This window comes from Extensimonas vulgaris (assembly GCF_003337425.1).
Taxonomy (GTDB): domain Bacteria; phylum Pseudomonadota; class Gammaproteobacteria; order Burkholderiales; family Burkholderiaceae_C; genus Extensimonas; species Extensimonas vulgaris.
In genome coordinates this window covers 217,806-239,563 of sequence record NZ_QPJU01000001.1, presented here as the reverse complement: position 1 = coordinate 239,563, position 21,758 = coordinate 217,806, and the positions used below count along the sequence as shown (strand labels likewise).

Genomic DNA, 21,758 nt, shown 5'->3' with positions numbered 1-21,758 from the left:
TCGTTTTCGAAGTTTTCCTGTGGCGTTCTTTCCTCCGTTCTTTTTCTTTTTCCACCACCCAAGGAGTTTGCAATGAGCGACAAGGTCTATCACGTGCTGTTTCTCTGCACAGGCAATTCGGCGCGCAGCATCATGGCCGAGGCCATCCTGAACCACCTGGGCCAGGGGCGCTTTAGGGCCTACAGCGCGGGCAGCCACCCTGCGGGGCAGGTCAACCCCTACGCGCTCGAGCTGCTCGAGCGCCAGCGCCTGCCGGTGCAGGGCCTGCGCAGCAAGAGCTGGGACGAGTTCGCGCAGCCCGGCGCCCCGCAGCTGGACTTCGTCTTCACCGTGTGCGACAACGCCGCGGGCGAGGTCTGCCCGCTCTGGCCGGGCCAGCCCGTGTCGGCGCACTGGGGCATCCCCGACCCGGCGGCGGTGGAGGGCAGCGCAGAGGAAAAACGCCGCGCCTTTGCCGAGGCCTTTCTCCTGCTGAACCGGCGCATCTCGCTGTTTTTGAGCCTGCCGCTCGACAAGCTCGACGCGCTCTCGCTGCAGCGCGAGCTAGCCCGCATCGGGCACACCGGCGCCGAGAAGGCCGCAGCATGAGCCAGCCCTGCGCAACGCGCGCGGCCGCGCCGCCTGCCGCCATGGGCGCGTTCGAGCGCTACCTCACGCTCTGGGTGCTGGTGTGCATCGCCGTGGGCATCGCGCTGGGGCAGTGGCAGCCCGGCGCGTTCGAGGCGCTCGCGCGTCTCGAGGTGGCGCAGGTCAACCTGCCCGTGGGCCTGCTGATCTGGGTGATGATCGTGCCCATGCTCATGAAGGTGGACTTTGCCGCTTTGCGCGAGTTGCGCCAGCATTTGCGCGGCATAGGCGTGACGCTGTTCGTCAACTGGCTGGTCAAGCCCTTCAGCATGGCTTTGCTGGGCTGGCTGTTTTTGCGCCACCTGTTCGCGCCCATGCTGCCCGCAGAGCAGATCGACAGCTACATCGCCGGCCTGATCCTGCTTGCCGCGGCGCCGTGCACGGCCATGGTGTTCGTGTGGAGCCGGCTCAGCGGCGGCGACCCGCTGTTCACGCTCACGCAGGTGGCGCTCAACGACGGCATCATGGTGCTGGCCTTTGCGCCGCTGGTGGCTTTGTTGCTGGGCGTGTCGGCCATCGCCGTGCCCTGGGGCACGCTGCTGGTGTCGGTGCTGCTCTACATCGTGCTGCCGCTCGCCATCGCGCAGGCCGCGCGCCGCGCCCTGCTGGCACGTGGCCTGCTGGACGCGGCGCTCGCGCGCATGGGGCCTTGGTCCATGGCCGCGCTGCTGCTCACGCTGGTGCTGCTGTTCGCCTTCCAGGGCCAGGCCATTTTGCGCCAGCCACTCGTGATCGCGCTGCTGGCCGTGCCCATTTTGATCCAGGTGTTCTTCAATTCCGCGCTGGCCTACCTGCTCAACCGCGCCGTGGGCGAGCGGCACAGCATCGCGTGTCCGTCGGCGCTGATCGGCGCGTCCAACTTCTTCGAGCTCGCCGTGGCCACGGCCATCAGCCTGTTCGGCTTCGACTCGGGCGCGGCCCTGGCCACCGTGGTGGGCGTGCTGATCGAAGTGCCGGTGATGCTGCTCGTGGTGCGCGTGGTGAACCGCAGCCGCGGCTGGTACGAGGCCAGAGCCAGCGCGCCGCATGCGGGATGAACCAATGGAGCCTTGCAATGACCGACTCGATGTTGACGAATAGATCGATGAATGACCCGATGAATGACCCGGTGATGGGCCTGGGCGAGCTGCCCAGCCTGCGCGCCGACCTGTTCCAGCGCCCCGACCTGGCGCGCCTGCAGCCCGTGGCGCTGCCCGGGCATGCGCCGCGCTTTTTGCTGCTCTACGGCTCCGTGCGGCCGCGCTCCTTCAGCCGGCTGCTGGTGCAGGAGGCGGGGCGGCTGCTCACGGCCCTGGGCGGCGAGGTGCGCATCTTCCACCCGAGCGGCTTGCCGCTGCCCGACGACGCGCCGCCCAGCCACCCCAAGGTGGCCGAGCTGCGCAGCCTGGTGCAATGGGCCGAAGGCATGGTCTGGTGCTCGCCCGAGCGCCACGGCGCCATGACCGGCATCATGAAGGCGCAGATCGACTGGATTCCACTCGCCGAAGGCGCAGTGCGGCCCACGCAGGGAAAAACGCTGGCCGTGATGCAGGTGTGCGGTGGCTCGCAATCGTTCAACGCCGTGAACCAGCTGCGCGTGCTCGGGCGCTGGATGCGCATGCTCACCATCCCCAACCAGTCTTCCGTGGCCAAGGCTTACCAGGAGTTCGGCGACGACGACCGCATGAAGCCCTCGCCCTACTACGACCGCGTGGTGGACGTGATGGAGGAGCTGATGAAGTTCACCTTGCTCACACGCGGCATAGCGCCCTACCTCGTCGATCGCTACAGCGAACGCAAAGAAAACGCCGAAGCGCTCGAGGCGCGCATGAATTTGCGAGAAATCTAGGAGCCTGTCGGACTTTGGGCGTCGAAAGCGAGAAAGGGCCCCAGCGAGGCCAGTTTTTGCCGGATTCGCCGCCCCATAGTGGTGCTATGGGGCAAGAAGACGGTAAAAAATGGGCCGCTGCGGCGCATTCGCAGCCGACGATTCCAAAGTCCGACAGGCTCCTAGTCATAAAACACCACGCTGCGGATCGACTTGCCCTCGTGCATGAGATCGAACGCGCGGTTGATCTCGGTCAGTGGCATGGTGTGGGTGACGAAAGGGGCGAGGCGGATCTTGCCGGCCATCGCATCCTCGACCATGCCGGGCAGCTCGGAGCGGCCCTTGACGCCGCCAAAGGCCGAGCCCATCCACTTGCGGCCGGTCACGAGCTGGAACGGGCGGGTGCTGATTTCCTGCCCCGCACCGGCCACGCCGATGATCACGCTCTGGCCCCAGCCGCGGTGCGCACATTCGAGCGCCGCGCGCATCACCTGCACGTTGCCTATGCACTCGAAGCTGTGATCCACGCCCCAGCCCGTCATCTCGATGATGACCTGCTGGATGGGCTTGTCGTGATCCTTGGGGTTGACGAAATCGGTCGCGCCAAAGGTGCGCGCCAAATCGAACTTGGCCGGGTTGGTGTCCACTGCGATGATGCGCCCGGCGCCGGCGAGCTGCGCTCCGTGGATCACCGCGAGGCCTATGCCGCCCAGGCCGAACACGGCCACGCTGTCGCCGGGCTGCACCTTGGCCGTGTTCTTCACGGCGCCCAGGCCCGTGGTCACGCCGCAGCCCAGCAGGCACACCTGCTCGGGGTTGGCCTGCGGGTTGATTTTGGCGAGCGACACCTCGGCCACCACGGTGTATTCGCTGAACGTGGAGCAGCCCATGTAGTGGTAGATGGGCGCACCGTTGTAGGAAAAGCGCGTCGTGCCGTCGGGCATCAGGCCCTTGCCCTGCGTGGCGCGCACGGCCACGCACAGATTGGTCTTGCCGCTCTTGCAAAACAGGCACTCGCCGCATTCGGCGGTGTAGAGCGGAATCACGTGATCGCCCGGCTTGACGCTGGTCACGCCTTCACCCACCTCGACCACGATGCCCGCACCCTCGTGACCCAGCACGGCAGGAAACACGCCTTCAGGATCATCGCCCGAGAGCGTGAAGGCGTCGGTGTGGCACACGCCGGTATGGGTGATTTTGATCAGCACCTCGCCCTTGCGGGGCGGGGCGACGTCGATCTCTACGATTTGCAGCGGCTTGCCCGCTTCAAAGGCCACGGCGGCACGGGATTTCATGGGCATTTCTCCTCGGAGGACAGGGAGGCGCATTGTAATCAGGTTCCAAAATAATTGGGGTCAGATTCCAATTTTCGGGCGGACTCCGAAGTTCTGATTTAATTGGGGTCAGATTCCAATTTTCGGACATCCCATGGCCCGTCTTCCCCGTCTCACCTTGCCCGGTTACCCGCACCACGTGATCCAGCGCGGCAACAACCGCCAGCGCATTTTTGTCGATCGCAGCGACTTTGAGTGCATGCTCGGCTTGCTTTTCGAGTACGCGCAGAAATTCGGTGTCGAGCTCCATGCCTACGTGCTCATGGACAACCATTTCCATCTGCTGGCTACGCCCACGACCGAGCAGGCGCTGCCGTTGATGATGCAAGCCCTGGGCCGCAGTTACGTGCGCTACTTCAACCGGCGCCATGGCCGCACGGGCACGCTGTGGGAGGGCCGTTACCGTTCCACCCTGATCGAGTCGGAACGCTATTTGCTTGCCTGCATGGCGTACATAGACCTGAACCCGGTGCGCGCGGGCATGGTGGCGCAAGCTGGCGATTGGCCCTGGTCCAGCTACGCGCACTACGTGGGTTTGCGCCAGGACAGGCTGCTGACGCCGCATGCCCTTTATTGGGAGCTTGGCAACACGCCGTTTGCGCGCGAGGCAGCGTATGCCGAATTGGTGCAGGCCGGCATCAGTGCGGCGCAGCAAAGCGCGCTCACGGATGCCACGCTGCGCGGCTGGGCGCTGGGGGAGGGCGATTTTTTGGCCGAGGTGCAAAAAAAATCGCCGCGGCGCGTCGCTCGTTCCAAGGCCGGGCGCCCGGTGCGGGTTCCGACGGGTTTGCATGAAAACGGCTGAAACAGGGCTTCCAGGAAGCGTAAGTAGCTATGCTTTTGATGTGTCCCCAAATAAATGGAGGACAAAAAATTCGCCAATTAATTGGAATCTGACCCCAATTATTTTTGTTGCCGCGAATGCTGCAATGCACTAATCTTGCGGCCCTTGCTAGAAATTTGAGGAGTGCGCCATGACTTCGGCTGCCGAGGCCCAGCTTTTGCAACAACAGGGTTTGTATTCATCCGTGCACGAGCACGATGCCTGCGGCGTCGGCTTCGTGGCGCATATCAAGGGCGAAAAGAGCCATGGGCTCGTGACGCAGGCGCTCAAGATTCTGGAAAACCTCGACCACCGCGGCGCCGTGGGCGCGGACAAGCTCATGGGCGACGGTGCGGGTATCCTGATCCAGCTCCCCGACGCGCTGTACCGTGAGGAGATGGCCAAACAGGGTGTGAACCTGCCGCCCGCAGGCGAATACGGCGTGGGCATGGTTTTCCTGCCCAAGGAGCATGCCTCGCGTCTCGCGTGCGAGCAGGAAATGGAGCGCGCCATCAAGGCCGAAGGCCAGGTGTTGCTGGGTTGGCGCGACGTGCCGGTGAACCACGACATGCCCATGTCGCCCACGGTGCGCGCCAAAGAGCCGGTGCTGCGCCAGGTGTTCATCGGCCGCGGCAGCGACGTGATCGTGCAGGATGCGCTCGAGCGCAAGCTCTACGTGATCCGTAAGACCGCGAGCGCGGCCATCCAGGCGCTGGGCCTCAAGCACAGCAAAGAGTATTACGTGCCCAGCATGAGCAGCCGCACCGTGATCTACAAGGGCCTGCTGCTGGCCGACCAGGTGGGCACCTATTACCTCGACTTGCAGGACGAGCGCTGCGTCTCGGCGCTGGGCCTGGTGCACCAGCGCTTTTCCACCAACACCTTCCCCGAGTGGCCGCTCGCGCACCCGTACCGCTATGTGGCGCACAACGGCGAAATCAACACCGTCAAGGGCAACTACAACTGGATGAAGGCGCGTGAAGGCGTGATGGCTTCGCCCGTGCTCGGCCCCGACCTCAAAAAGCTCTACCCGATCAGCTTTGCCGGCCAATCCGACACCGCCACCTTCGACAACTGCCTCGAGTTGCTGACCATGGCCGGCTACCCGATCAGCCAGGCCGTGATGATGATGATCCCCGAGCCCTGGGAGCAGCACACCACCATGGACGAGCGCCGGCGCGCCTTTTACGAATACCACGCCGCGATGCTCGAGCCCTGGGACGGCCCGGCTTCCATCGTGTTCACCGACGGCCGCCAGATCGGCGCCACGCTGGACCGCAACGGTCTGCGCCCCTCGCGCTACTGCATCACCGAGGACGACCTGGTCATCATGGCATCGGAGTCGGGCGTGTTGCCCGTGCCTGAGAACAAAATCGTGCGCAAGTGGCGCTTGCAGCCCGGCAAGATGTTCATGATCGACCTCGAACAGGGCCGCATGATCGACGACGAGGAGCTCAAGGCCAACATCGTCAACACCAAGCCTTACAAGCAGTGGATCGAAAACCTGCGCATCAAGCTCGACAGCGTGGGCGGTAGCGTGTCTGCGGCGCCGCCGGCCTCCAAGGTTGCGCTGCTCGACCGCCAGCAGGCTTTTGGTTACACGCAGGAAGACCTCAAGTTCCTGCTCGCGCCCATGGCGCAAAACGGCGAAGAGGGCATTGGCTCGATGGGCAACGACAGCCCGCTGCCCGTGCTCTCCGACAAGAACAAGCCGCTCTACAACTATTTCAAGCAGTTGTTCGCGCAGGTGACGAATCCGCCGATCGACCCGATCCGCGAGGCCATCGTGATGTCGCTCGTGAGCTTCATCGGCCCCAAGCCCAACCTGCTCGACATCAACCAGGTCAACCCGCCCATGCGCCTCGAGGTCAGCCAGCCCGTGCTCGACTTCGCCGGCATGGCCAAGCTGCGCGACATCGAAAAGCACACGCAGGGCAAGTTCAAGAGCCAGGTCATAGACATCACCTACCCGCTCGATTGGGGGCGCGAGGGCGTCGAAGCCAAGCTCGCCTCGCTGTGCGCGCAGGCCGTCGATGCGATCAAGGGCGGCGCCAACATCCTCATCATCAGCGACCGTGCCATGGGCCCGACGCAGGTCGCCATTCCGGCCTTGCTCGCGCTCTCTGCGATCCATCAGCACCTGGTGCGTGAGGGCTTGCGCACCTCGGCGGGCCTGGTGGTCGAAACCGGCTCGGCGCGCGAAGTGCATCACTTTGCCGTGCTCGGCGGCTACGGCGCCGAGGCCGTGCACCCCTACCTCGCGCTCGAAACCCTGGCCGAGATGCACAAGGAGCTGCCGGGCGAGCTCTCGGCCGAAAAGGCCATCGCCAACTACATCAAGGCCGTGGGCAAGGGCTTGTCCAAGATCATGTCCAAGATGGGCGTCTCCACCTACATGAGCTATTGCGGCGCGCAGCTCTTCGAGGCCATCGGCATCAACTCCGAAACCATAGACAAATACTTCACGGGGACGGCGAGCCGCGTCGAAGGCATAGGCGTGTTCGAGATTGCCGAGGAGGCCATCCGCCTGCACAAGGCCGCCTTTTCCAACACTCCCGCGGTGGTGGACATGCTCGACGTCGGCGGCGAATACGCCTGGCGTGCGCATGGGGAAGCGCACATGTGGACGCCCGACACCATCGCCAAGCTGCAGCACAGCACGCGCGCGAACAACTTCAACACCTACAAGGAATACGCGCAGCTCGTCAACGACCAGAGCCGCCGCCACATGACGCTGCGCGGCTTGTTCGAGTTCAAGCTCGACCCGTCCAAGGCGATCCCCATCGACGAGGTCGAACCCGCAAGCGAAATCGTCAAGCGCTTTGCCACCGGCGCGATGTCGCTGGGCTCGATCAGCACCGAGGCGCATGTCACGCTGGCCATCGCCATGAACCGTATCGGCGGCAAGAGCAACACCGGCGAGGGTGGCGAAGACCCGGCGCGCTACCGCAACGAGCTCAAAGGCATCCCGATCAAGAAGGGCGATACGGTCAAGGGCATTCTCGGCGCCGAGAACGTCGAAGTCGATATTCCGCTGCAAGACGGCGACAGCCTGCGCAGCCGCATCAAGCAGGTGGCTTCGGGGCGCTTCGGCGTCACCGTGGAATACCTCACGAGCGCCGACCAGATCCAGATCAAGATGGCGCAGGGCGCCAAGCCCGGCGAGGGCGGTCAGTTGCCCGGCAGCAAGGTGAGCGACTACATCGGCAAGCTGCGCCACAGCGTGCCCGGCGTGGGCCTGATCTCGCCGCCGCCGCACCACGACATCTATTCGATCGAGGATTTGGCGCAGCTCATCCACGACCTCAAAAACGTCGCCCCGCACGCGAGCATCAGCGTCAAGCTGGTCAGCGAGACCGGCGTGGGCACGATCGCCGCAGGCGTGGCCAAGTGCAAGGCCGACCACGTGGTCATCGCCGGGCACGACGGTGGCACGGGCGCCTCGCCCTGGTCCTCGATCAAGCATGCGGGCAGCCCGTGGGAAATCGGCCTGGCCGAGACGCAGCAGACGCTGGTGCTCAACCGCTTGCGCGGGCGCATCCGCGTGCAAGTCGATGGGCAGATCAAAACCGGGCGTGACGTTGTCATAGGCGCGCTGCTCGGCGCCGACGAGTTCGGTTTTGCCACCGCGCCGCTGGTCGTCGAGGGCTGCATCATGATGCGCAAATGCCACCTCAACACCTGCCCCGTGGGTGTGGCCACGCAGGACCCGGTGCTGCGCAAAAAGTTCTCCGGCAAACCCGAGCACGTGGTCAACTACTTCTTCTTCGTTGCCGAAGAAGCGCGCCAGATCATGGCGCAGCTGGGCATTCGCACCTTCGACGAGCTCATCGGCCGTACCGACCTGCTCGACATGCGCCACGGCATCGCGCACTGGAAAGCGCGTGGCCTGGACTTCAGCCGCCTGTTCGCGCAGCCGCCCGTGGATGCGGCCGTGCTGCGCCGCCATTGCGAGGCGCAAGACCACAACATCGAGCACACGCTAGACCGCCGCCTCATAGAGCGCAGCCGCCCAGCCATCGAAAAGGGCGAGCGCGTGCAGTTCATCGAAGCCGTGCGCAACGTCAACCGCAGCGTGGGCGCCATGCTCTCGGGCGCCGTCACGCGCGTGCACCCCGAGGGCCTGCCCGACGACACCATCCGCATCCAGCTCGAGGGCACGGGTGGCCAGTCCTTCGGCGCCTTCCTTACGAACGGCATCACGCTATACCTGATCGGCGACGCCAACGACTACACCGGCAAGGGCCTCTCGGGTGGGCGCGTGGTCGTGCGCCCGAGCCTGGACTTCCGCGGCGAGGCCACGCGCAACATCATCGTCGGCAACACCGTGCTCTACGGCGCCACGAGTGGCGAGGCTTTCTTCAGCGGTGTCGCGGGCGAGCGCTTTGCCGTGCGCCTGTCGGGTGCCACCGCCGTGGTCGAGGGCACGGGCGACCATGGCTGCGAATACATGACCGGAGGCACCGTCGTGGTGCTCGGCAAGACGGGGCGCAACTTCGCGGCCGGCATGAGCGGTGGCGTGGCCTACGTCTATGACGAAGATGGCCAGTTCGCGAGCCGCTGCAACCTGTCCATGGTCACGCTCGAGCGCGTGCTGCCCAGCGAGGAACAGCTCGCGACCATGCCGCGCGCGATCTGGCATCGCGGCCAGACCGACGAGGCACAGCTCAAAAAGCTGCTCGAAGAGCACAACCGCTGGACCGGCAGCAAGCGCGCACGCGAACTGCTCGACCATTGGGCCGCTGCGCGCAGCAAGTTCGTCAAGGTCTTCCCGACCGAATATCGCCGTGCGCTGGCCGAAATTTATGAGCGAAAAGCGTTCGAAGAGACCGCCAAGCAAGCGCAAGCAGCTATTAAAAAGGAAGCGGTGAGCGCCAAGTGATCGCAACCGGCCCCGCGTCGGGGTCGGTTCGCACCTCACCCTCTGCACAAGGACACCACCATGGGAAAAATCACTGGCTTCATGGAATATGAGCGGCTCGAAGAAGGCTATCGCCCCGTTGCCGAACGCTTGAAGAATTACCGCGAATTCGTCATTGGCCTCAATGAAGAAGAGGCCAAGGTGCAAGGCGCGCGCTGCATGGACTGCGGCACGCCGTTTTGCAACAACGGCTGCCCGGTCAACAATCTGATCCCCGATTTCAACGACCTGGTCTATCGCGGCCAGTGGCAGCGTGCGATCGAGGTGCTGCACAGCACCAACAACTTCCCTGAATTCACTGGCCGTATCTGCCCTGCGCCCTGCGAAGCCGCGTGCGTGCTCAACATCAACGACGACCCCGTGGGCATCAAGAGCATAGAGCACGCCATCATCGACCGCGCTTGGGCCGAGGGCTGGGTGCAGCCGCAGCCGCCCGCGCGCAAGACCGGGAAAAAAGTCGCCGTGGTCGGCTCCGGCCCCTCGGGTCTGGCCGCCGCGCAGCAGCTCGCGCGCGCCGGTCACGATGTCACCCTGTTCGAAAAGAACGACCGCGTCGGTGGCCTGCTGCGCTACGGCATCCCCGACTTCAAGCTCGAAAAATCGCACATCGACCGCCGTGTGCAGCAGATGCAGGCCGAGGGCGTACAAGTGCGCACGGGCGTGTTCGTGGGTGCGCCCAAGGACGGGCTGGGCAAGGGCGCCAAAATCCTCAATTGCGCCAAAGAAACGGTGACACCCGAGCAGCTGCGCCAAGACTTCGACGCCATCTTGCTTGCCGGCGGTGCCGAGCAGTCGCGCGACCTGCCCGTGCCGGGGCGCGAGCTCGACGGCATTCACTTCGCGATGGAGTTTTTGCCGCAGCAAAACAAAGTCAACGCGGGCGACAAGCTCAAACACCAGATCCGCGCCGACGGCAAGCACGTGATCGTGATCGGCGGCGGCGACACCGGCAGCGACTGCGTGGGCACGAGCAACCGCCACGGCGCAGCCAGCGTGACGCAGTTCGAACTCCTGCCCATGCCGCCCGAGCAAGAAAACAAACCCCTGGTCTGGCCCTATTGGCCGATCAAGCTGCGCACCAGCTCCAGCCACGAAGAAGGCTGTACGCGCGAATTCGCCATCGCCACCAAGGAATTCCTCGGTGAAAAAGGCAAAGTGACGGGCGTCAAGACCGTGCATGTCGAGTGGAAAGACGGCAAGATGGTCGAAGTGCCCGGCAGCGAAAAGGTCTATCCCGCAGACCTCGTGCTGCTCGCCATGGGCTTTCTGGGCCCCGTGTCTGCGGTGCTAGACGCCTTCGGCATCGAAAAAGACGCCCGCGGCAACGCCAAGGCCACGACCGACGAGCAAGGCGGCTATGCGACCAACGTCCCCAAGGTGTTCGCCGCGGGCGACATGCGGCGGGGGCAGAGTTTGGTGGTGTGGGCGATTCGTGAAGGCCGTCAGGCCGCACGCGCCATCGATGCCTACCTGATGGGGTCGAGCGACTTGCCGCGTTGATACGGTAGGGCTCGGCCTTCACAAATCGCCCATTCGGGCGTGATGGGAAGTCGCAGGCTCGCCGCCTGCGACGCGCGAAGGCCGACACATCACTTCAGGGCGGCCTCAGGATCACAGATGTCAGCGTCTCCAGCCCTCAAAAAATCGAGGCATCTCTATCAGGAGCCTGCCTCTTTCTGGTGCCGGAAGGCCAGAACATACACCGCATCGTCGGCCGGTTCGTGGCGGTACAGAGCCACATAGCCGGAGTCCCCGAAGGCAATCACCAACTCGCGCAGTTCCGGTATTTCGGGGAAAGGCCGGCCAATGTCGGGGGCTGTCTCCAGCAGCAGGAATTGCCGCTCGATGGCCTGGCCGGCCCGCCTGGCGGCTTCCGGTGCCTTGACGGCCAAGAACCGCCGACATCGTTCCAAACCGTCAGCCGCGCCTTCGGTGACGATTACTTGTGGCACCCAGTCACCGCCGTTTCGTCATTGGTGCCCCAGGTGTTCAACCAGGCGCGAACTTCCTGGCCGGTCAGGTGGCGGCCGGTTTCCTTGTAGGCAGCCCAGGACGCCAAGGCTTCCTGCTTGAAGTTCTCGCGAGCTTCCTCCCGCTCGACGTATTGCTGGATGGCTTCGAGCATGATCCAGTGCGGTGAGCGGCGGCGCTGACTGGCGAGATTTTGGACGCGGCTTTTCAGCGCATCGTCGATCTTGAGCGAAGTTGCCATCGCTGTTTTCCTGTAGCTTGGTGATACTTGGTGATAACTTATCCCTTCCAGCCTTGTCCGTCAAGCGATAGTCTTATCCAACGAGGCATGAGCCCGAAGCCCACCTCGTGATTCCAAGGAAGAATGAGCCTGAGGGCAAGCTCGGCTGGAGCGGCCGAAGCGGCTACCATTCACTGGTTCACAACCAGCGGTGTTGCACTTCGAATTTGAAACCGCCCGGCCAATCTGGACAAGGCACGCGGCTTCAACGACAACGACAACCCCGCAACCCCTACGGCCGCTCGCCCCCCGCCGGCGCCGGCAAACCCCCTCGCATAGAATTTGCGCCCCGAAGCTCATGGGCGCTTGGCGTCCGTTCCAGGTCTATCCTCCATGAACGTTCCGATTGCGCTGACGCAGTTGCAGGCGCAGGCCGATGAGGCCGTGCGCTTGCGTGAAATCCCTTACAACTACACCTCGTTTTCCGACCGCGAGATCGTGATCCGGCTGCTGGGCGCGCAAGCCTGGGGCTTGCTCGACCAGTTGCGCAAGGAGCGGCGCACGGGCCGCTCGGCGCGCATGCTCTACGAGGTGCTGGGCGACATCTGGGTGGTGCAGCGCAATCCTTACTTGCAGGACGACCTGATGGACAACCCGGCGCGGCGCAAGCTGCTCGTGGATGCGCTGCGGCATCGGCTCGCCGAGGTGGAAAAGCGCCGCACGCCGGGCGAGGACACCGAGCGCGATCGCATGGTGGGCGAGCTCGTGCAGGCGGCGGCGCAGGCCGTGGTGCGTTTTGATGCGCAGCTTGTGCAGGCGGTGCAACTGCGCCGCAAGGTGCTGCGCACGCTGGGGCGCTGCACGGCGCGCGACAACATCAAGTTCGACGGCCTCTCGCGCGTGAGCCACGTGACCGACGCGACCGACTGGCGTGTCGAGTACCCGTTCGTCGTGCTCACGCCCGACACCGAGGCCGAGATGGCCGCGCTGGTGCAAGGCTGCATCGAACTGGGCCTGACCATCATTCCGCGCGGTGGCGGCACGGGCTATACGGGCGGCGCGGTGCCACTCACGCCGCTGAGCGCGGTGATCAATACGGAAAAGCTCGAGGCCATGTCGGGCGTGGAGATGCTGCGCCTGCCCGGCCTGGAGCGCGAAGTGCCCACGGTGTGGACCGAGGCCGGCGTGGTCACGCAGCGCGTGGCCGATCTGGCGGAGCGTGCGGGGCTGGTGTTTGCGGTCGATCCGACCAGCGCCGAGGCTTCGTGCATCGGCGGCAACATCGCGATGAACGCGGGTGGCAAGAAGGCCGTGCTGTGGGGCACGGCGCTCGACAATTTGGTGAGCTGGCGCATGGTGACGCCGCAGGCGCAGTGGCTCGAGGTCACGCGCATCGGCCACAACCTGGGCAAGATCCACGACGTGGACGTGGCGCGCTTCGAGCTGCGTTATTTCGCGGCCGACGGCAAGACGCCCGTGCGCACCGAGCAGCTCGAAATCCCCGGTGCGGTGTTCCGCAAAGAGGGGCTGGGCAAGGACGTGACGGACAAGTTCCTCGCCGGTCTGCCCGGGGTGCAGAAAGAGGGCTGCGACGGGCTGATCACGAGCGCGCGCTGGGTGCTGCACCGCATGCCGGCGCACACGCGCACGGTGTGTCTGGAGTTTTTCGGCAACGCGCGCGACGCCGTGCCCAGCATCGTCGAGATCAAGGACTTCATGTTCGCCGAGCAAAAACGCTCGGGCGTGGTGCTCGCGGGGCTGGAGCACCTTGACGACCGGTATCTGAAAGCCGTGGGCTACGCCACCAAGAGCAAAAAGCACGGCGGGCGACTGCCCAAGATGGTGCTGTTCGGCGACATCGCGGGTGACGACCCGGACGCCGTGGCACGCGCCACCAGCGAGGTCGTGCGCATCGCCAACTCGCGCTCGGGCGAGGGTTTCATCGCCGTGAGCCCCGAGGCGCGCAAGAAGTTCTGGCTGGACCGCAAGCGCACGGCCGCAATCAGCCGCCACACCAACGCCTTCAAGATCAACGAGGACGTGGTGATTCCGCTGCCGCGCATGGCCGAATACACCGACGGCATAGAGCGCATCAACATCGAGCTGTCGCTGCGCAACAAGATCAAGCTGTGCGACGAACTCCAGGCCTTTTTCGCGCGCGGCGACCTGCCGCTGGGCCGCAGCGACGAGGCCGGCGAGATCCCGCCGGCCGAGCTGCTCGAAGACCGCGTGGCGCAGGCGCTGGCACTGATCGCCGAGGTGCGCGCACAGTGGGCGCAGTGGCTGCATGACCTCGATGCCTTGTTTCCGCAGTTGCAAGACCACAGCCTGCGTGCGAGCTGGAAAAGGCAGCTGCGCGCGCCGCTGCGCGCGATTTTCACGGGCGCGGCGTTCCAGCCCATTCTCGACGAGGTCGAGGCCATCCACCGGCGCGTGCTCAAGGGCCGCGTGTGGGTGGCGCTGCACATGCACGCGGGTGACGGCAACGTGCACACCAACATCCCCGTGAACAGCGACGACTACGAAATGCTGCAGACCGCGCACGAGGCCGTGGCGCGCATCATGCGGCTCGCGCGCAGGCTGGGCGGCGTGATTTCGGGCGAGCACGGCATAGGCATCACCAAGATCGAGTTCCTGACCGACGAGGAGCTGCGTCCGTTTGCCGCATACAAGCAAAAAGTCGATCCCGAGGGGCATTTCAACCGCGGCAAGCTGCTACGTAATCAGGAGCTGCTTACGCAGGATGGACGGGCGCTAGGTGCCGATTTGGCTCAAAATTCTGCGCAAAATCCGGCGCCTGGCGCGGTGCTGCACTCCGACCTGACCAACGCCTACACGCCGAGCTTCGGCCTCATGGGCTACGAGTCGCTGATCATGCAGCAAAGCGACATCGGCGCGATCGCCGACAGCGTCAAGGACTGCCTGCGCTGCGGCAAGTGCAAGCCCGTGTGCTCCACGCATGTGCCGCGCGCCAATTTGCTGTACAGCCCGCGCAACAAGATCCTCGCGACCTCGCTGCTGATCGAGGCCTTTTTGTACGAGGAGCAGACGCGCCGCGGCATCTCGATCAAGCACTGGCAGGAGTTCGAGGACGTGGCCGACCACTGCACGGTGTGCCACAAGTGCCTGGCGCCGTGTCCGGTGAAGATCGACTTCGGCGACGTCACCATGAACATGCGCAACCTGCTGCGCAAGATGGGGCAAAAAAGCTGGCGCCCCGGCAACGCGCTGGCCATGGCCATGCTCAACGCCACCAGCCCCGACACGATCAAACTGCTGCGCACTGTGATGGTGAACTGGGGCTTCAAGGCGCAGCGCCTGGCCGTCGATGCGCTGCGCAGCCTGGGGCGCAAGCAGACCGCGCGCCCGCCCGCCACCGTGGGGCCAGCGCCGCTGCGCGAGCAGGTGATCCACTTCGTGAACAAGAAGCTGCCCGGTAATCTGCCCACGAAGACGGCGCGCGCGCTGCTCGACATCGAGGACAAGAACTACGTCCCCATCATCCGCGACCCGGCCAGCACCACGGTGGAGAGCGAGGCAGTGTTTTACTTCCCCGGCTGCGGCTCCGAGCGCCTGTTCAGCCAGGTGGGCCTGGCCACGCAGGCCATGCTGTGGCACGCGGGCGTGCAGACCGTGCTGCCGCCCGGCTACTTGTGTTGCGGCTACCCGCAGCGCGGCAGCGGCCAGTTCGATCGCGCCGAGAAGATGATCACCGACAACCGCGTGCTGTTCCACCGCGTGGCCAACACGCTCAACTACCTCGACATCAAAACCGTGGTCGTGAGTTGCGGCACCTGCTACGACCAGCTGCAGGGCTACCAGTTCGACAAAATCTTCCCCGGCTGCCGCATCATCGACATCCACGAATTCCTGCTCGAAAAAGGCATCACGCTGCCGGGCGGCAACGCCTACCTCTACCACGAGCCCTGCCACAACCCCATGAAACAGCAGGATTCGCTCAAGACCGTCAAGGCGCTGCTCGGCGAAGATGTGCTCAAGAGCGAGCGCTGCTGCGGCGAATCGGGCACGCTGGGCGTGACGCGCCCCGACGTGGCCACGCAGGTGCGCTTTCGCAAGCAGGAAGAAATCCAAAAGGGTGAGGCCCAGTTGCGTGCGCGCATGCAGGAGTCTGGCGTCGGGGCTGGCGCCGTCGCCCAGAGCGGCAACCTCAAAATCCTCACGAGCTGCCCGAGCTGCCTGCAGGGCCTGAGCCGCTACCAGGACGACCTGCAAAACGGCTTGCTCGAGGCGGACTACATCGTGATCGAAATGGCGCGCGCCATCCTCGGTGAAAATTGGCTGCCCGAGTACGTGGAGCGTGCGAACCAGGGCGGGATAGAGCGGGTGCTGGTATGAGCGCGGCGATAGGTACAGAGTCCACGCCCCGTGCCGCGCCGGCGGCCTGCGCCTTGTGCGCAGGGGAGGGCGGGGCGCTCGTCTGGCGCGGCGCGCAGCTGCGCGTGATCCGCGCCGACGAGGCGGGTTTTCCGGCCTTTTACCGCGTGGTCTGGAATGCGCACCTGGCCGAGTTCACCGACCTTGTACCCGCGCAGCGTTCGCACTGTATGCAGGCCGTGGCCCTGGTCGAAGAAGCCTTGCGCGCGCACCTTGCGCCCACCAAGGTCAACCTGGCCGCGCTGGGCAACCAGGTGCCGCACCTGCACTGGCACGTGATCGCGCGCTTTGCTTGGGACAGCCATTTCCCCGGCCCCGTCTGGGCGCAGCCGCTGCGTGCGCGCGCGCCCGAGCACGAAGCCGCGCTGCTGGCACGGCGCGCTGCGCTCGAGCAGGACATGGCGGCGCGGCTGGCGCAGTGCCTCGATGGGGCGTGATGCAAGGTGGCGCCGCGCGCACCATCATGGCCGCATCGAAATCGATAGCTGTCCGCGCTTGATACAAGGGCGCCAAGCCCCATTTTTGCAACGAATTGTCGCTATGCCCTGCGCCAATGCAGGGTTGTCGCTGTACGCGGCGCAGCAGAGCGCCTAACATGCCCGCCCCATGAGCACTACCCATTTTGGATTCGAACCGGTCGAGGAGCAGGAGAAGGCGCGCCGCGTGCGTGGCGTGTTCGACTCGGTCGCGCCGCGCTACGACCTCATGAACGACCTCATGTCCGCAGGCCTGCACCGCGCCTGGAAGGCCTACACCGTGATGGTGGCCAACCCGCGTCCCGGCCAGCAGGTGCTGGACATCGCGGGCGGCACGGGCGACCTGGCGCTGGCGTTTGCCAAAAAGGTGGGGCCCACGGGCCGCGTGGTGCACACCGACATCAATGAAGCCATGCTGCGCACTGGGCGCGACCGCCTGCTCGACGCCGGCGTGGTGCTGCCCACGCTGGTCTGCGACGCCGAGCAGCTGCCCTTTGCCGACGCGCAGTTCGACCTCGTGAGCGTGGCCTTCGGCCTGCGCAACATGACGCACAAAGAGCGCGCCCTGGCCGAGATGTGCCGCGTGCTCAAGCCGCGCGGCAAGCTGCTGGTGCTGGAGTTTTCCAAAGTGGCGCAGCCGCTCGAAAAGCTCTATGACTGGTATTCGTTCCAGGTGCTGCCGCGCCTGGGCAAATGGGTGGCGGGCGACGAAGCGAGCTACCGCTACCTGGCCGAGTCCATCCGCATGCACCCGGGGCAGGAGGAGCTCAAAGCCCTGATGCAACAAAATGGCTTTGGCCATGTGGACTATCACAACCTCACGGGCGGCATCGTGGCTTTGCATGTTGGAATCAAGTGTTGAGCCTTTGATCAATGAAACGATGGAGACGACGAACATGAAACGATGGTCCTGGATTCTGGTGCTGGCCCTGGTTGCCGCACATGCCAACGCCGATGCCGCACGTCTGGGCGGCGGGCGTTCAGTGGGCAAACAATCGAGCAACGTCACGCAGCGCTACGCCGCACCGCAAAGCCCCGGTCAGGCCGTACCAGCAAAACCAGCTGTGGCGCCCAATGCCGCGCCGAATGGCGCTCCGACACCGGCCCCCGCTGCACCCAAGAAGCCCTGGGGCGCGATGCTCGGCGGCCTCGCGGCGGGCCTGGGCCTTGCCTGGCTCGCGCATTCGCTCGGCCTTGGGGCCGAGATGGGGCAGTTTTTGCTGATCGCGCTGCTCGTGCTCGTGGCCTTCTTCGTGCTGCGCATGCTCCTGCGCCCGCGCCCTGCGGCCAATGCGTCGCGCTGGGCTTTGCAGGGCGCGGGTTCGCCCGCGGATGCGCAGGCGCCGGCGCAATACAACCCCGCCAAGGTCGGCAACGACGCCTCGGCGCGCCCCTGGGAGCGCAGCGGCACGGCATTCGAGGCGGCGAATGCACCCCAGGCTGCGCAAGCCTCGGGCGTGGTCATAGGCTCGGCGCTTTCCGGTTCGCAGAACTGGGGCATTCCCGAGGGCTTCGACGTGGCGGGGTTTCTGGCTGCGGCCAAGCGCAACTTCACCACCCTGCAGGCTGCCTGGGATCGCGCCGACATCGCCACGCTGCGCTCCATGATGACCGACGAAATGCTCGCCGAAATCCGCGCCCAGCTCGCTGAGCGCGAGGCGCATCGCGGCAGCCTGCCCAACCAGACCGACGTGCTCATGCTCGAGGCGCAGCTGCTGGGCATCGAAGACCTCGGTGACGGCTACATGGCCAGCGTGGAGTTCTCGGGCATGATCCGCGAAGAGCCCTCGGCCGGCCCCAGCCCGTTCCGCGAGGTCTGGAACATGACCAAGCCCAAGTCGGGCGCTACCGGCTGGCTGGTTGCGGGAGTGCAGGCGCTGCAGTAATACTTGCCGCAGCTTTCCTGCGCTGCAGCGCGGCCATAATCGCCCGCCATGGCAATACCTTCTCCATTCTCTTTGCTCGACAGCTTGTTCGAGCGTTTCGCCGCCGGGCCGCAGGCGCCGCAGTGGCTGGTGCATGAGGTGCAGCACCGCGTGGTGCTGCTGCTCAACCACGTGCTGATGCAGGAGCCCGAGGCCATGGAGCGCCTCGTGCGCCAGCGCGGGCGCGTGGCGCAGCTGCGCTGGCGTGCGTATGTGCTCGCGCTCGGTGTCACGCCCGCGGGCCTGCTCGACCTCGCGCCCGCCGCGGCCGTGCCTGATCTGCACCTCGAAATCACCGAATCTTCGCCGCTCGTGCTCGCGCAGACGGCGCTGCGCGGCGACAAGCCGCCGCTGCGCATCGAGGGCGACGTGCAGCTCGCGGCCGAGATCAACTGGCTCGTCGATCACGTGCGCTGGGACTTGGAGGAAGACCTCGCGCGCCTCATCGGCGACGCGCCCGCGCATGTGGTCGGCGATGTCGCGCGCCGCGCGGCGCAGGCGCTGCGGCAGTTCGCGGCGGCGCGCAGCGCGCCGGCAGCCGCGTCTTCGCTCACCAACCCATGAAACATTGGGCGCGCGGTGCGACCATCGTCTGGGTGGTGTGGCGCAATGGCCTCGACCAGCTATTGCTCGATGGCCTGCAAAAGCCCGGGCTGCGCTGGCTCGCGCGAGCGCTGACGCTGGGGCGGCGGCTGCACAAGCCGCGCGGCCAGCGCCTGCGCGAAGCGCTCGAGCAATTGGGGCCGATCTTCGTCAAGTTCGGCCAGGTGCTCTCGACGCGGCGCGACCTGCTGCCGCCCGACATCGCCGACGAACTCGCGCTCTTGCAGGATCGGGTGCCGCCGTTCGCGGCCGACGTCGCCGTGGCGACCATAGAGCGCGCCTTTCGCCGCCCCATCGCCGAGGTGTTCGAGCATTTCGAACGCGTGCCTGTGGCGAGCGCTTCGATCGCGCAGGTGCACTTCGCCACGCTGCGCGACCGCACGGGCCAGCAGCGCGAAGTGGCCGTGAAGGTGCTGCGCCCAGGCATGCTGCCGGTGATCGAAAAAGACCTGAGCCTGATGCGCATGATGGCCAGCTGGGTCGAGCGCCTGTCGGCCGACGGTCGGCGCCTCAAGCCACGCGAGGTGGTGGCCGAATTCGACAACTACCTGCACGACGAGCTCGACCTCGTGCGCGAGGCCGCCAACGCCGCGCAGCTGCGGCGCAACATGGCCGGGCTGGACCTGGTATTGATCCCGGAGATTTTCTGGGACTACTGCCACCCCGAGGTGATGGTGATGCAGCGCATGGACGGCGTGCCCATCAGCCAGGTCGAGCGCCTGCGTGCGGCGGGGGTCGATATCCCCAAATTGGCGCGCGACGGCGTGACGATCTTCTTCACGCAGGTGTTCCGCGACGGCTTTTTCCACGCCGACATGCACCCCGGCAACATCCAGGTCAGCCTCGATCCGGTGAGCTTTGGGCGCTACATTTCGCTCGACTTTGGCATCGTCGGCACGCTCACCGAGTTCGACAAGGAATACCTCGCGCAAAACTTCACGGCCTTTTTCCGGCGCGACTACAAGCGCGTGGCCGAGCTGCACATCGAAAGCGGCTGGGTGCCGCCCGAGACGCGCGTGAACGAGCTCGAGGCGGCGATCCGCACCGTGTGCGAGCCGTACTTCGACCGCCCGCTCAAGGAAATCTCGCTCGGCATGGTGCTGATGCGCCTGTTCCAGACCTCGCGGCGCTTCAACGTCGAAATCCAGCCGCAGCTCGTGCTGCTGCAAAAAACCCTGCTCAACATCGAGGGCCTGGGGCGCCAGCTCGACCCCGACCTCGACTTGTGGAGCACGGCCAAGCCCTTCCTCGAAAAATGGATGCTCGAGCAGATGGGCCCGCAGCGCCTGTGGCGCGAGCTGCGCGCGCAGGCACCGCACTACGCACAGATGCTGCCCGAGCTGCCGCTGCTGCTGCACCAATACCTGCGCCAGCGCCGCACCGAACCAGCGCCCTTGATGCGCGAACTACTCGAAGCGCAAAAACGCACGAATCGCTTGCTGCAAAGCCTGATCTACGGCGGGCTCGGCTTCGTGCTGGGTTTGCTGGTGATGCAGTGGCTGGTGCGGCTGCGGCTGTTTTGAGTCGGGTGCGGCGGCAGCCATTGCACGGATATTGCGCGGATATTGCAAAAAGCCCTCCCGCCTATAATTGAGGGCTTTGCATACCACTTCCTTCGATCTCACACTATGCCTATCTACGCCTACAAATGCGGCACTTGTGGCCATACCCAGGACGTGCTGCAAAAAATCTCCGATGCGCCGCTCACCGTCTGCCCGGAATGCGGCGCGGCAACTTTTGCCAAGCAGGTCACCGCGGCGGGCTTTCAGCTCAAGGGCTCGGGCTGGTATGTGACCGACTTCCGCGACAGCGGCAAGAGCGCGGGCAAATCTGCGCCGGCGAGCGAGCCCGCTGCCGAGGGCGCGACTTGCGCAGCGGCCGCGTCCGGCAAAGACGGCGCTGCTGCCTGCGCAGCTTGCGCCGAGCCAGCCACTACAGCGCCGCAAGCCTGAAGACCTGCGCATGGCTGCCTTGCGCAAATGGTTTTTGACCGGCCTGCTCGTGATCGTGCCCGCTGCGATCACGCTGGCCGTGCTGCATTGGATCGTCGGCACGCTCGACCAGACGCTGCTGATCCTGCCCGAGGCCTGGCAGCCCGACCGTCTGCTGGGGCGGCACATTCCGGGCTTTGGCGTGTTGCTCACGCTGCTGATTTTGCTGCTCGTCGGCGCCGCGGCAAGCAACTTTGCCGGGCGCAAGCTGGTGCAGTGGGGCGACGCCATCGTGAGCCGCATCCCCGTGGTGCGCTCCATCTATTCGAGCGTCAAGCAGGTGTCGGACACGGTGTTTTCCGAAAGCGGCAATGCCTTTCGTACCGCGGCGCTCGTGCAGTGGCCGCGCGAAGGCGTGTGGACGCTGGCCTTCATCACCGGCGCGCCCGGTGGCGAGGTCGCGGCTTATCTGCGCGACGAGTATGTGAGCGTCTATGTGCCCACCACGCCCAACCCCACGGGCGGCTACTTCGTGATGGTGCGCAAGAGCGAGTGCATAGAGCTCGAGATGGGCATAGACGTGGCACTCAAATACATCATCTCGATGGGCGTGGTCGCCCCACCGGCCGATCCTGCGCTGGAGTCCGCCCACTGACACCGTCTGTTCCGCGCGTCCTCCAATTCCTTTCCTTCTTTTCATTTGTTCATGCGCCCGCAGCGGCGCC

17 protein-coding genes are annotated in these 21,758 nt (G+C 65.3%); 14 read left to right on the top strand and 3 right to left on the bottom strand.

Annotated features, from left to right (window positions below):
* Positions 1 to 72 precede the first annotated feature (72 nt).
* The 3 genes from DFR45_RS01065 to arsH are packed head-to-tail and all read left to right on the top strand — an operon-like array spanning position 73 to position 2,455.
* A complete protein-coding gene (locus tag DFR45_RS01065; protein ID WP_114481851.1) occupies positions 73 to 588 on the top strand; it encodes an arsenate reductase ArsC in 516 nt (171 codons plus the stop codon).
* A complete protein-coding gene (gene arsB, locus DFR45_RS01060) occupies positions 585 to 1,664 on the top strand; it encodes an ACR3 family arsenite efflux transporter (RefSeq protein WP_114481850.1) in 1,080 nt (359 codons plus the stop codon). Before DFR45_RS01065 ends, arsB begins: the two co-directional genes overlap by 4 nt.
* 47 nt (positions 1,665 to 1,711) lie before the next feature.
* Positions 1,712 to 2,455: an arsenical resistance protein ArsH gene (gene arsH / locus DFR45_RS01055; protein ID WP_114481849.1), complete on the top strand. Its 744-nt coding sequence runs from the start codon at positions 1,712 to 1,714 to the stop codon at positions 2,453 to 2,455.
* A gap of 161 nt (positions 2,456 to 2,616) precedes the next feature.
* On the opposite strand, the gene DFR45_RS01050 is transcribed toward arsH, so the two are convergent.
* The gene (locus DFR45_RS01050) at positions 2,617 to 3,729 is read right to left on the bottom strand and encodes an S-(hydroxymethyl)glutathione dehydrogenase/class III alcohol dehydrogenase (protein WP_114482176.1); all 1,113 of its coding nucleotides are present in this window, start codon (positions 3,727 to 3,729) and stop codon (positions 2,617 to 2,619) included.
* Between the two features lie 133 nt (positions 3,730 to 3,862).
* Here DFR45_RS01050 and DFR45_RS01045 point away from each other — a divergent pair, with 133 nt between their 5' ends.
* The 3 genes from DFR45_RS01045 to DFR45_RS01035 all read left to right on the top strand — a co-directional run bounded on the left by DFR45_RS01045 (position 3,863) and on the right by DFR45_RS01035 (position 11,012).
* Positions 3,863 to 4,573: an REP-associated tyrosine transposase gene (locus DFR45_RS01045; RefSeq protein ID WP_114481848.1), complete on the top strand. Its 711-nt coding sequence runs from the start codon at positions 3,863 to 3,865 to the stop codon at positions 4,571 to 4,573.
* A gap of 169 nt (positions 4,574 to 4,742) precedes the next feature.
* On the top strand, positions 4,743 to 9,473 hold the full coding sequence (locus DFR45_RS01040) for a glutamate synthase-related protein (protein ID WP_114481847.1): 4,731 nt from the start codon (positions 4,743 to 4,745) through the stop codon (positions 9,471 to 9,473).
* Between the two features lie 60 nt (positions 9,474 to 9,533).
* Positions 9,534 to 11,012 (top strand): glutamate synthase subunit beta, encoded by a 1,479-nt coding sequence (locus tag DFR45_RS01035; RefSeq protein ID WP_114481846.1) that lies wholly within the window; start codon positions 9,534 to 9,536, stop codon positions 11,010 to 11,012.
* Positions 11,013 to 11,170: 158 nt separating this feature from the next.
* Here the strand turns inward: DFR45_RS01035 and DFR45_RS01030 are convergent, their stop codons facing one another.
* Entirely contained in the window at positions 11,171 to 11,404 is a 234-nt protein-coding gene (locus DFR45_RS01030; protein ID WP_425320868.1) for a type II toxin-antitoxin system RelE/ParE family toxin, read from the bottom strand.
* Positions 11,405 to 11,451: 47 nt separating this feature from the next.
* Positions 11,452 to 11,724, bottom strand: a complete 273-nt coding sequence (locus tag DFR45_RS01025) for a CopG family ribbon-helix-helix protein (RefSeq protein ID WP_114481844.1) — start codon at positions 11,722 to 11,724, stop codon at positions 11,452 to 11,454.
* 372 nt (positions 11,725 to 12,096) lie between these two features.
* Between DFR45_RS01025 and DFR45_RS01020 the strand changes: the two genes are divergently transcribed.
* From DFR45_RS01020 to DFR45_RS00985, 8 genes are all read left to right on the top strand, one after another.
* Positions 12,097 to 16,059, top strand: coding sequence for a DUF3683 domain-containing protein (locus tag DFR45_RS01020; protein ID WP_114481843.1), 3,963 nt, complete (start codon positions 12,097 to 12,099; stop codon positions 16,057 to 16,059).
* A complete protein-coding gene (locus DFR45_RS01015; protein ID WP_114481842.1) occupies positions 16,056 to 16,535 on the top strand; it encodes an HIT family protein in 480 nt (159 codons plus the stop codon). Before DFR45_RS01020 ends, DFR45_RS01015 begins: the two co-directional genes overlap by 4 nt.
* Before the next feature lie 169 nt (positions 16,536 to 16,704).
* Positions 16,705 to 17,436 (top strand): bifunctional demethylmenaquinone methyltransferase/2-methoxy-6-polyprenyl-1,4-benzoquinol methylase UbiE, encoded by a 732-nt coding sequence (ubiE, locus tag DFR45_RS01010; protein WP_114481841.1) that lies wholly within the window; start codon positions 16,705 to 16,707, stop codon positions 17,434 to 17,436.
* Between the two features lie 34 nt (positions 17,437 to 17,470).
* The gene (locus DFR45_RS01005; protein WP_114482175.1) at positions 17,471 to 18,460 is read left to right on the top strand and encodes a Tim44 domain-containing protein; all 990 of its coding nucleotides are present in this window, start codon (positions 17,471 to 17,473) and stop codon (positions 18,458 to 18,460) included.
* Between the two features lie 48 nt (positions 18,461 to 18,508).
* Positions 18,509 to 19,063 carry a hypothetical protein gene (locus DFR45_RS01000; RefSeq protein WP_114481840.1) on the top strand — a complete coding sequence of 185 codons (555 nt, stop codon included), beginning with the start codon at positions 18,509 to 18,511 and terminating at the stop codon, positions 19,061 to 19,063.
* Entirely contained in the window at positions 19,060 to 20,625 is a 1,566-nt protein-coding gene (ubiB, locus tag DFR45_RS00995; protein ID WP_114481839.1) for a ubiquinone biosynthesis regulatory protein kinase UbiB, read from the top strand. The genes DFR45_RS01000 and ubiB overlap by 4 nt, the downstream gene beginning before the upstream one ends.
* Before the next feature lie 105 nt (positions 20,626 to 20,730).
* Entirely contained in the window at positions 20,731 to 21,054 is a 324-nt protein-coding gene (locus tag DFR45_RS00990; protein ID WP_114481838.1) for an FmdB family zinc ribbon protein, read from the top strand.
* 10 nt (positions 21,055 to 21,064) lie between these two features.
* Positions 21,065 to 21,688, top strand: coding sequence for a DUF502 domain-containing protein (locus tag DFR45_RS00985; protein ID WP_114481837.1), 624 nt, complete (start codon positions 21,065 to 21,067; stop codon positions 21,686 to 21,688).
* Positions 21,689 to 21,758 lie beyond the last annotated feature (70 nt).

Bases quoted from the DNA above. Each gene is read 5' to 3' on its own strand.
- DFR45_RS01025 (WP_114481844.1), bottom strand. From the start codon at position 11,724: ATGGCAACTTCGCTCAAGATCGACGATGCGCTGAAAAGCCGCGTCCAA.
- DFR45_RS01020 (WP_114481843.1), top strand. From the start codon at position 12,097: ATGAACGTTCCGATTGCGCTGACGCAGTTGCAGGCGCAGGCCGATGAG.
- DFR45_RS01065 (WP_114481851.1), top strand. From the start codon at position 73: ATGAGCGACAAGGTCTATCACGTGCTGTTTCTCTGCACAGGCAATTCG.
- arsH (WP_114481849.1), top strand. From the start codon at position 1,712: ATGAATGACCCGATGAATGACCCGGTGATGGGCCTGGGCGAGCTGCCC.
- DFR45_RS01015 (WP_114481842.1), top strand. From the start codon at position 16,056: ATGAGCGCGGCGATAGGTACAGAGTCCACGCCCCGTGCCGCGCCGGCG.
- ubiE (WP_114481841.1), top strand. From the start codon at position 16,705: ATGAGCACTACCCATTTTGGATTCGAACCGGTCGAGGAGCAGGAGAAG.
- DFR45_RS00985 (WP_114481837.1), top strand. From the start codon at position 21,065: ATGGCTGCCTTGCGCAAATGGTTTTTGACCGGCCTGCTCGTGATCGTG.
- arsB (WP_114481850.1), top strand. From the start codon at position 585: ATGAGCCAGCCCTGCGCAACGCGCGCGGCCGCGCCGCCTGCCGCCATG.
- DFR45_RS01050 (WP_114482176.1), bottom strand. From the start codon at position 3,729: ATGAAATCCCGTGCCGCCGTGGCCTTTGAAGCGGGCAAGCCGCTGCAA.
- DFR45_RS01040 (WP_114481847.1), top strand. From the start codon at position 4,743: ATGACTTCGGCTGCCGAGGCCCAGCTTTTGCAACAACAGGGTTTGTAT.
- DFR45_RS01005 (WP_114482175.1), top strand. From the start codon at position 17,471: ATGAAACGATGGTCCTGGATTCTGGTGCTGGCCCTGGTTGCCGCACAT.
- DFR45_RS01045 (WP_114481848.1), top strand. From the start codon at position 3,863: ATGGCCCGTCTTCCCCGTCTCACCTTGCCCGGTTACCCGCACCACGTG.
- DFR45_RS01035 (WP_114481846.1), top strand. From the start codon at position 9,534: ATGGGAAAAATCACTGGCTTCATGGAATATGAGCGGCTCGAAGAAGGC.
- DFR45_RS01000 (WP_114481840.1), top strand. From the start codon at position 18,509: ATGGCAATACCTTCTCCATTCTCTTTGCTCGACAGCTTGTTCGAGCGT.
- DFR45_RS00990 (WP_114481838.1), top strand. From the start codon at position 20,731: ATGCCTATCTACGCCTACAAATGCGGCACTTGTGGCCATACCCAGGAC.
- ubiB (WP_114481839.1), top strand. From the start codon at position 19,060: ATGAAACATTGGGCGCGCGGTGCGACCATCGTCTGGGTGGTGTGGCGC.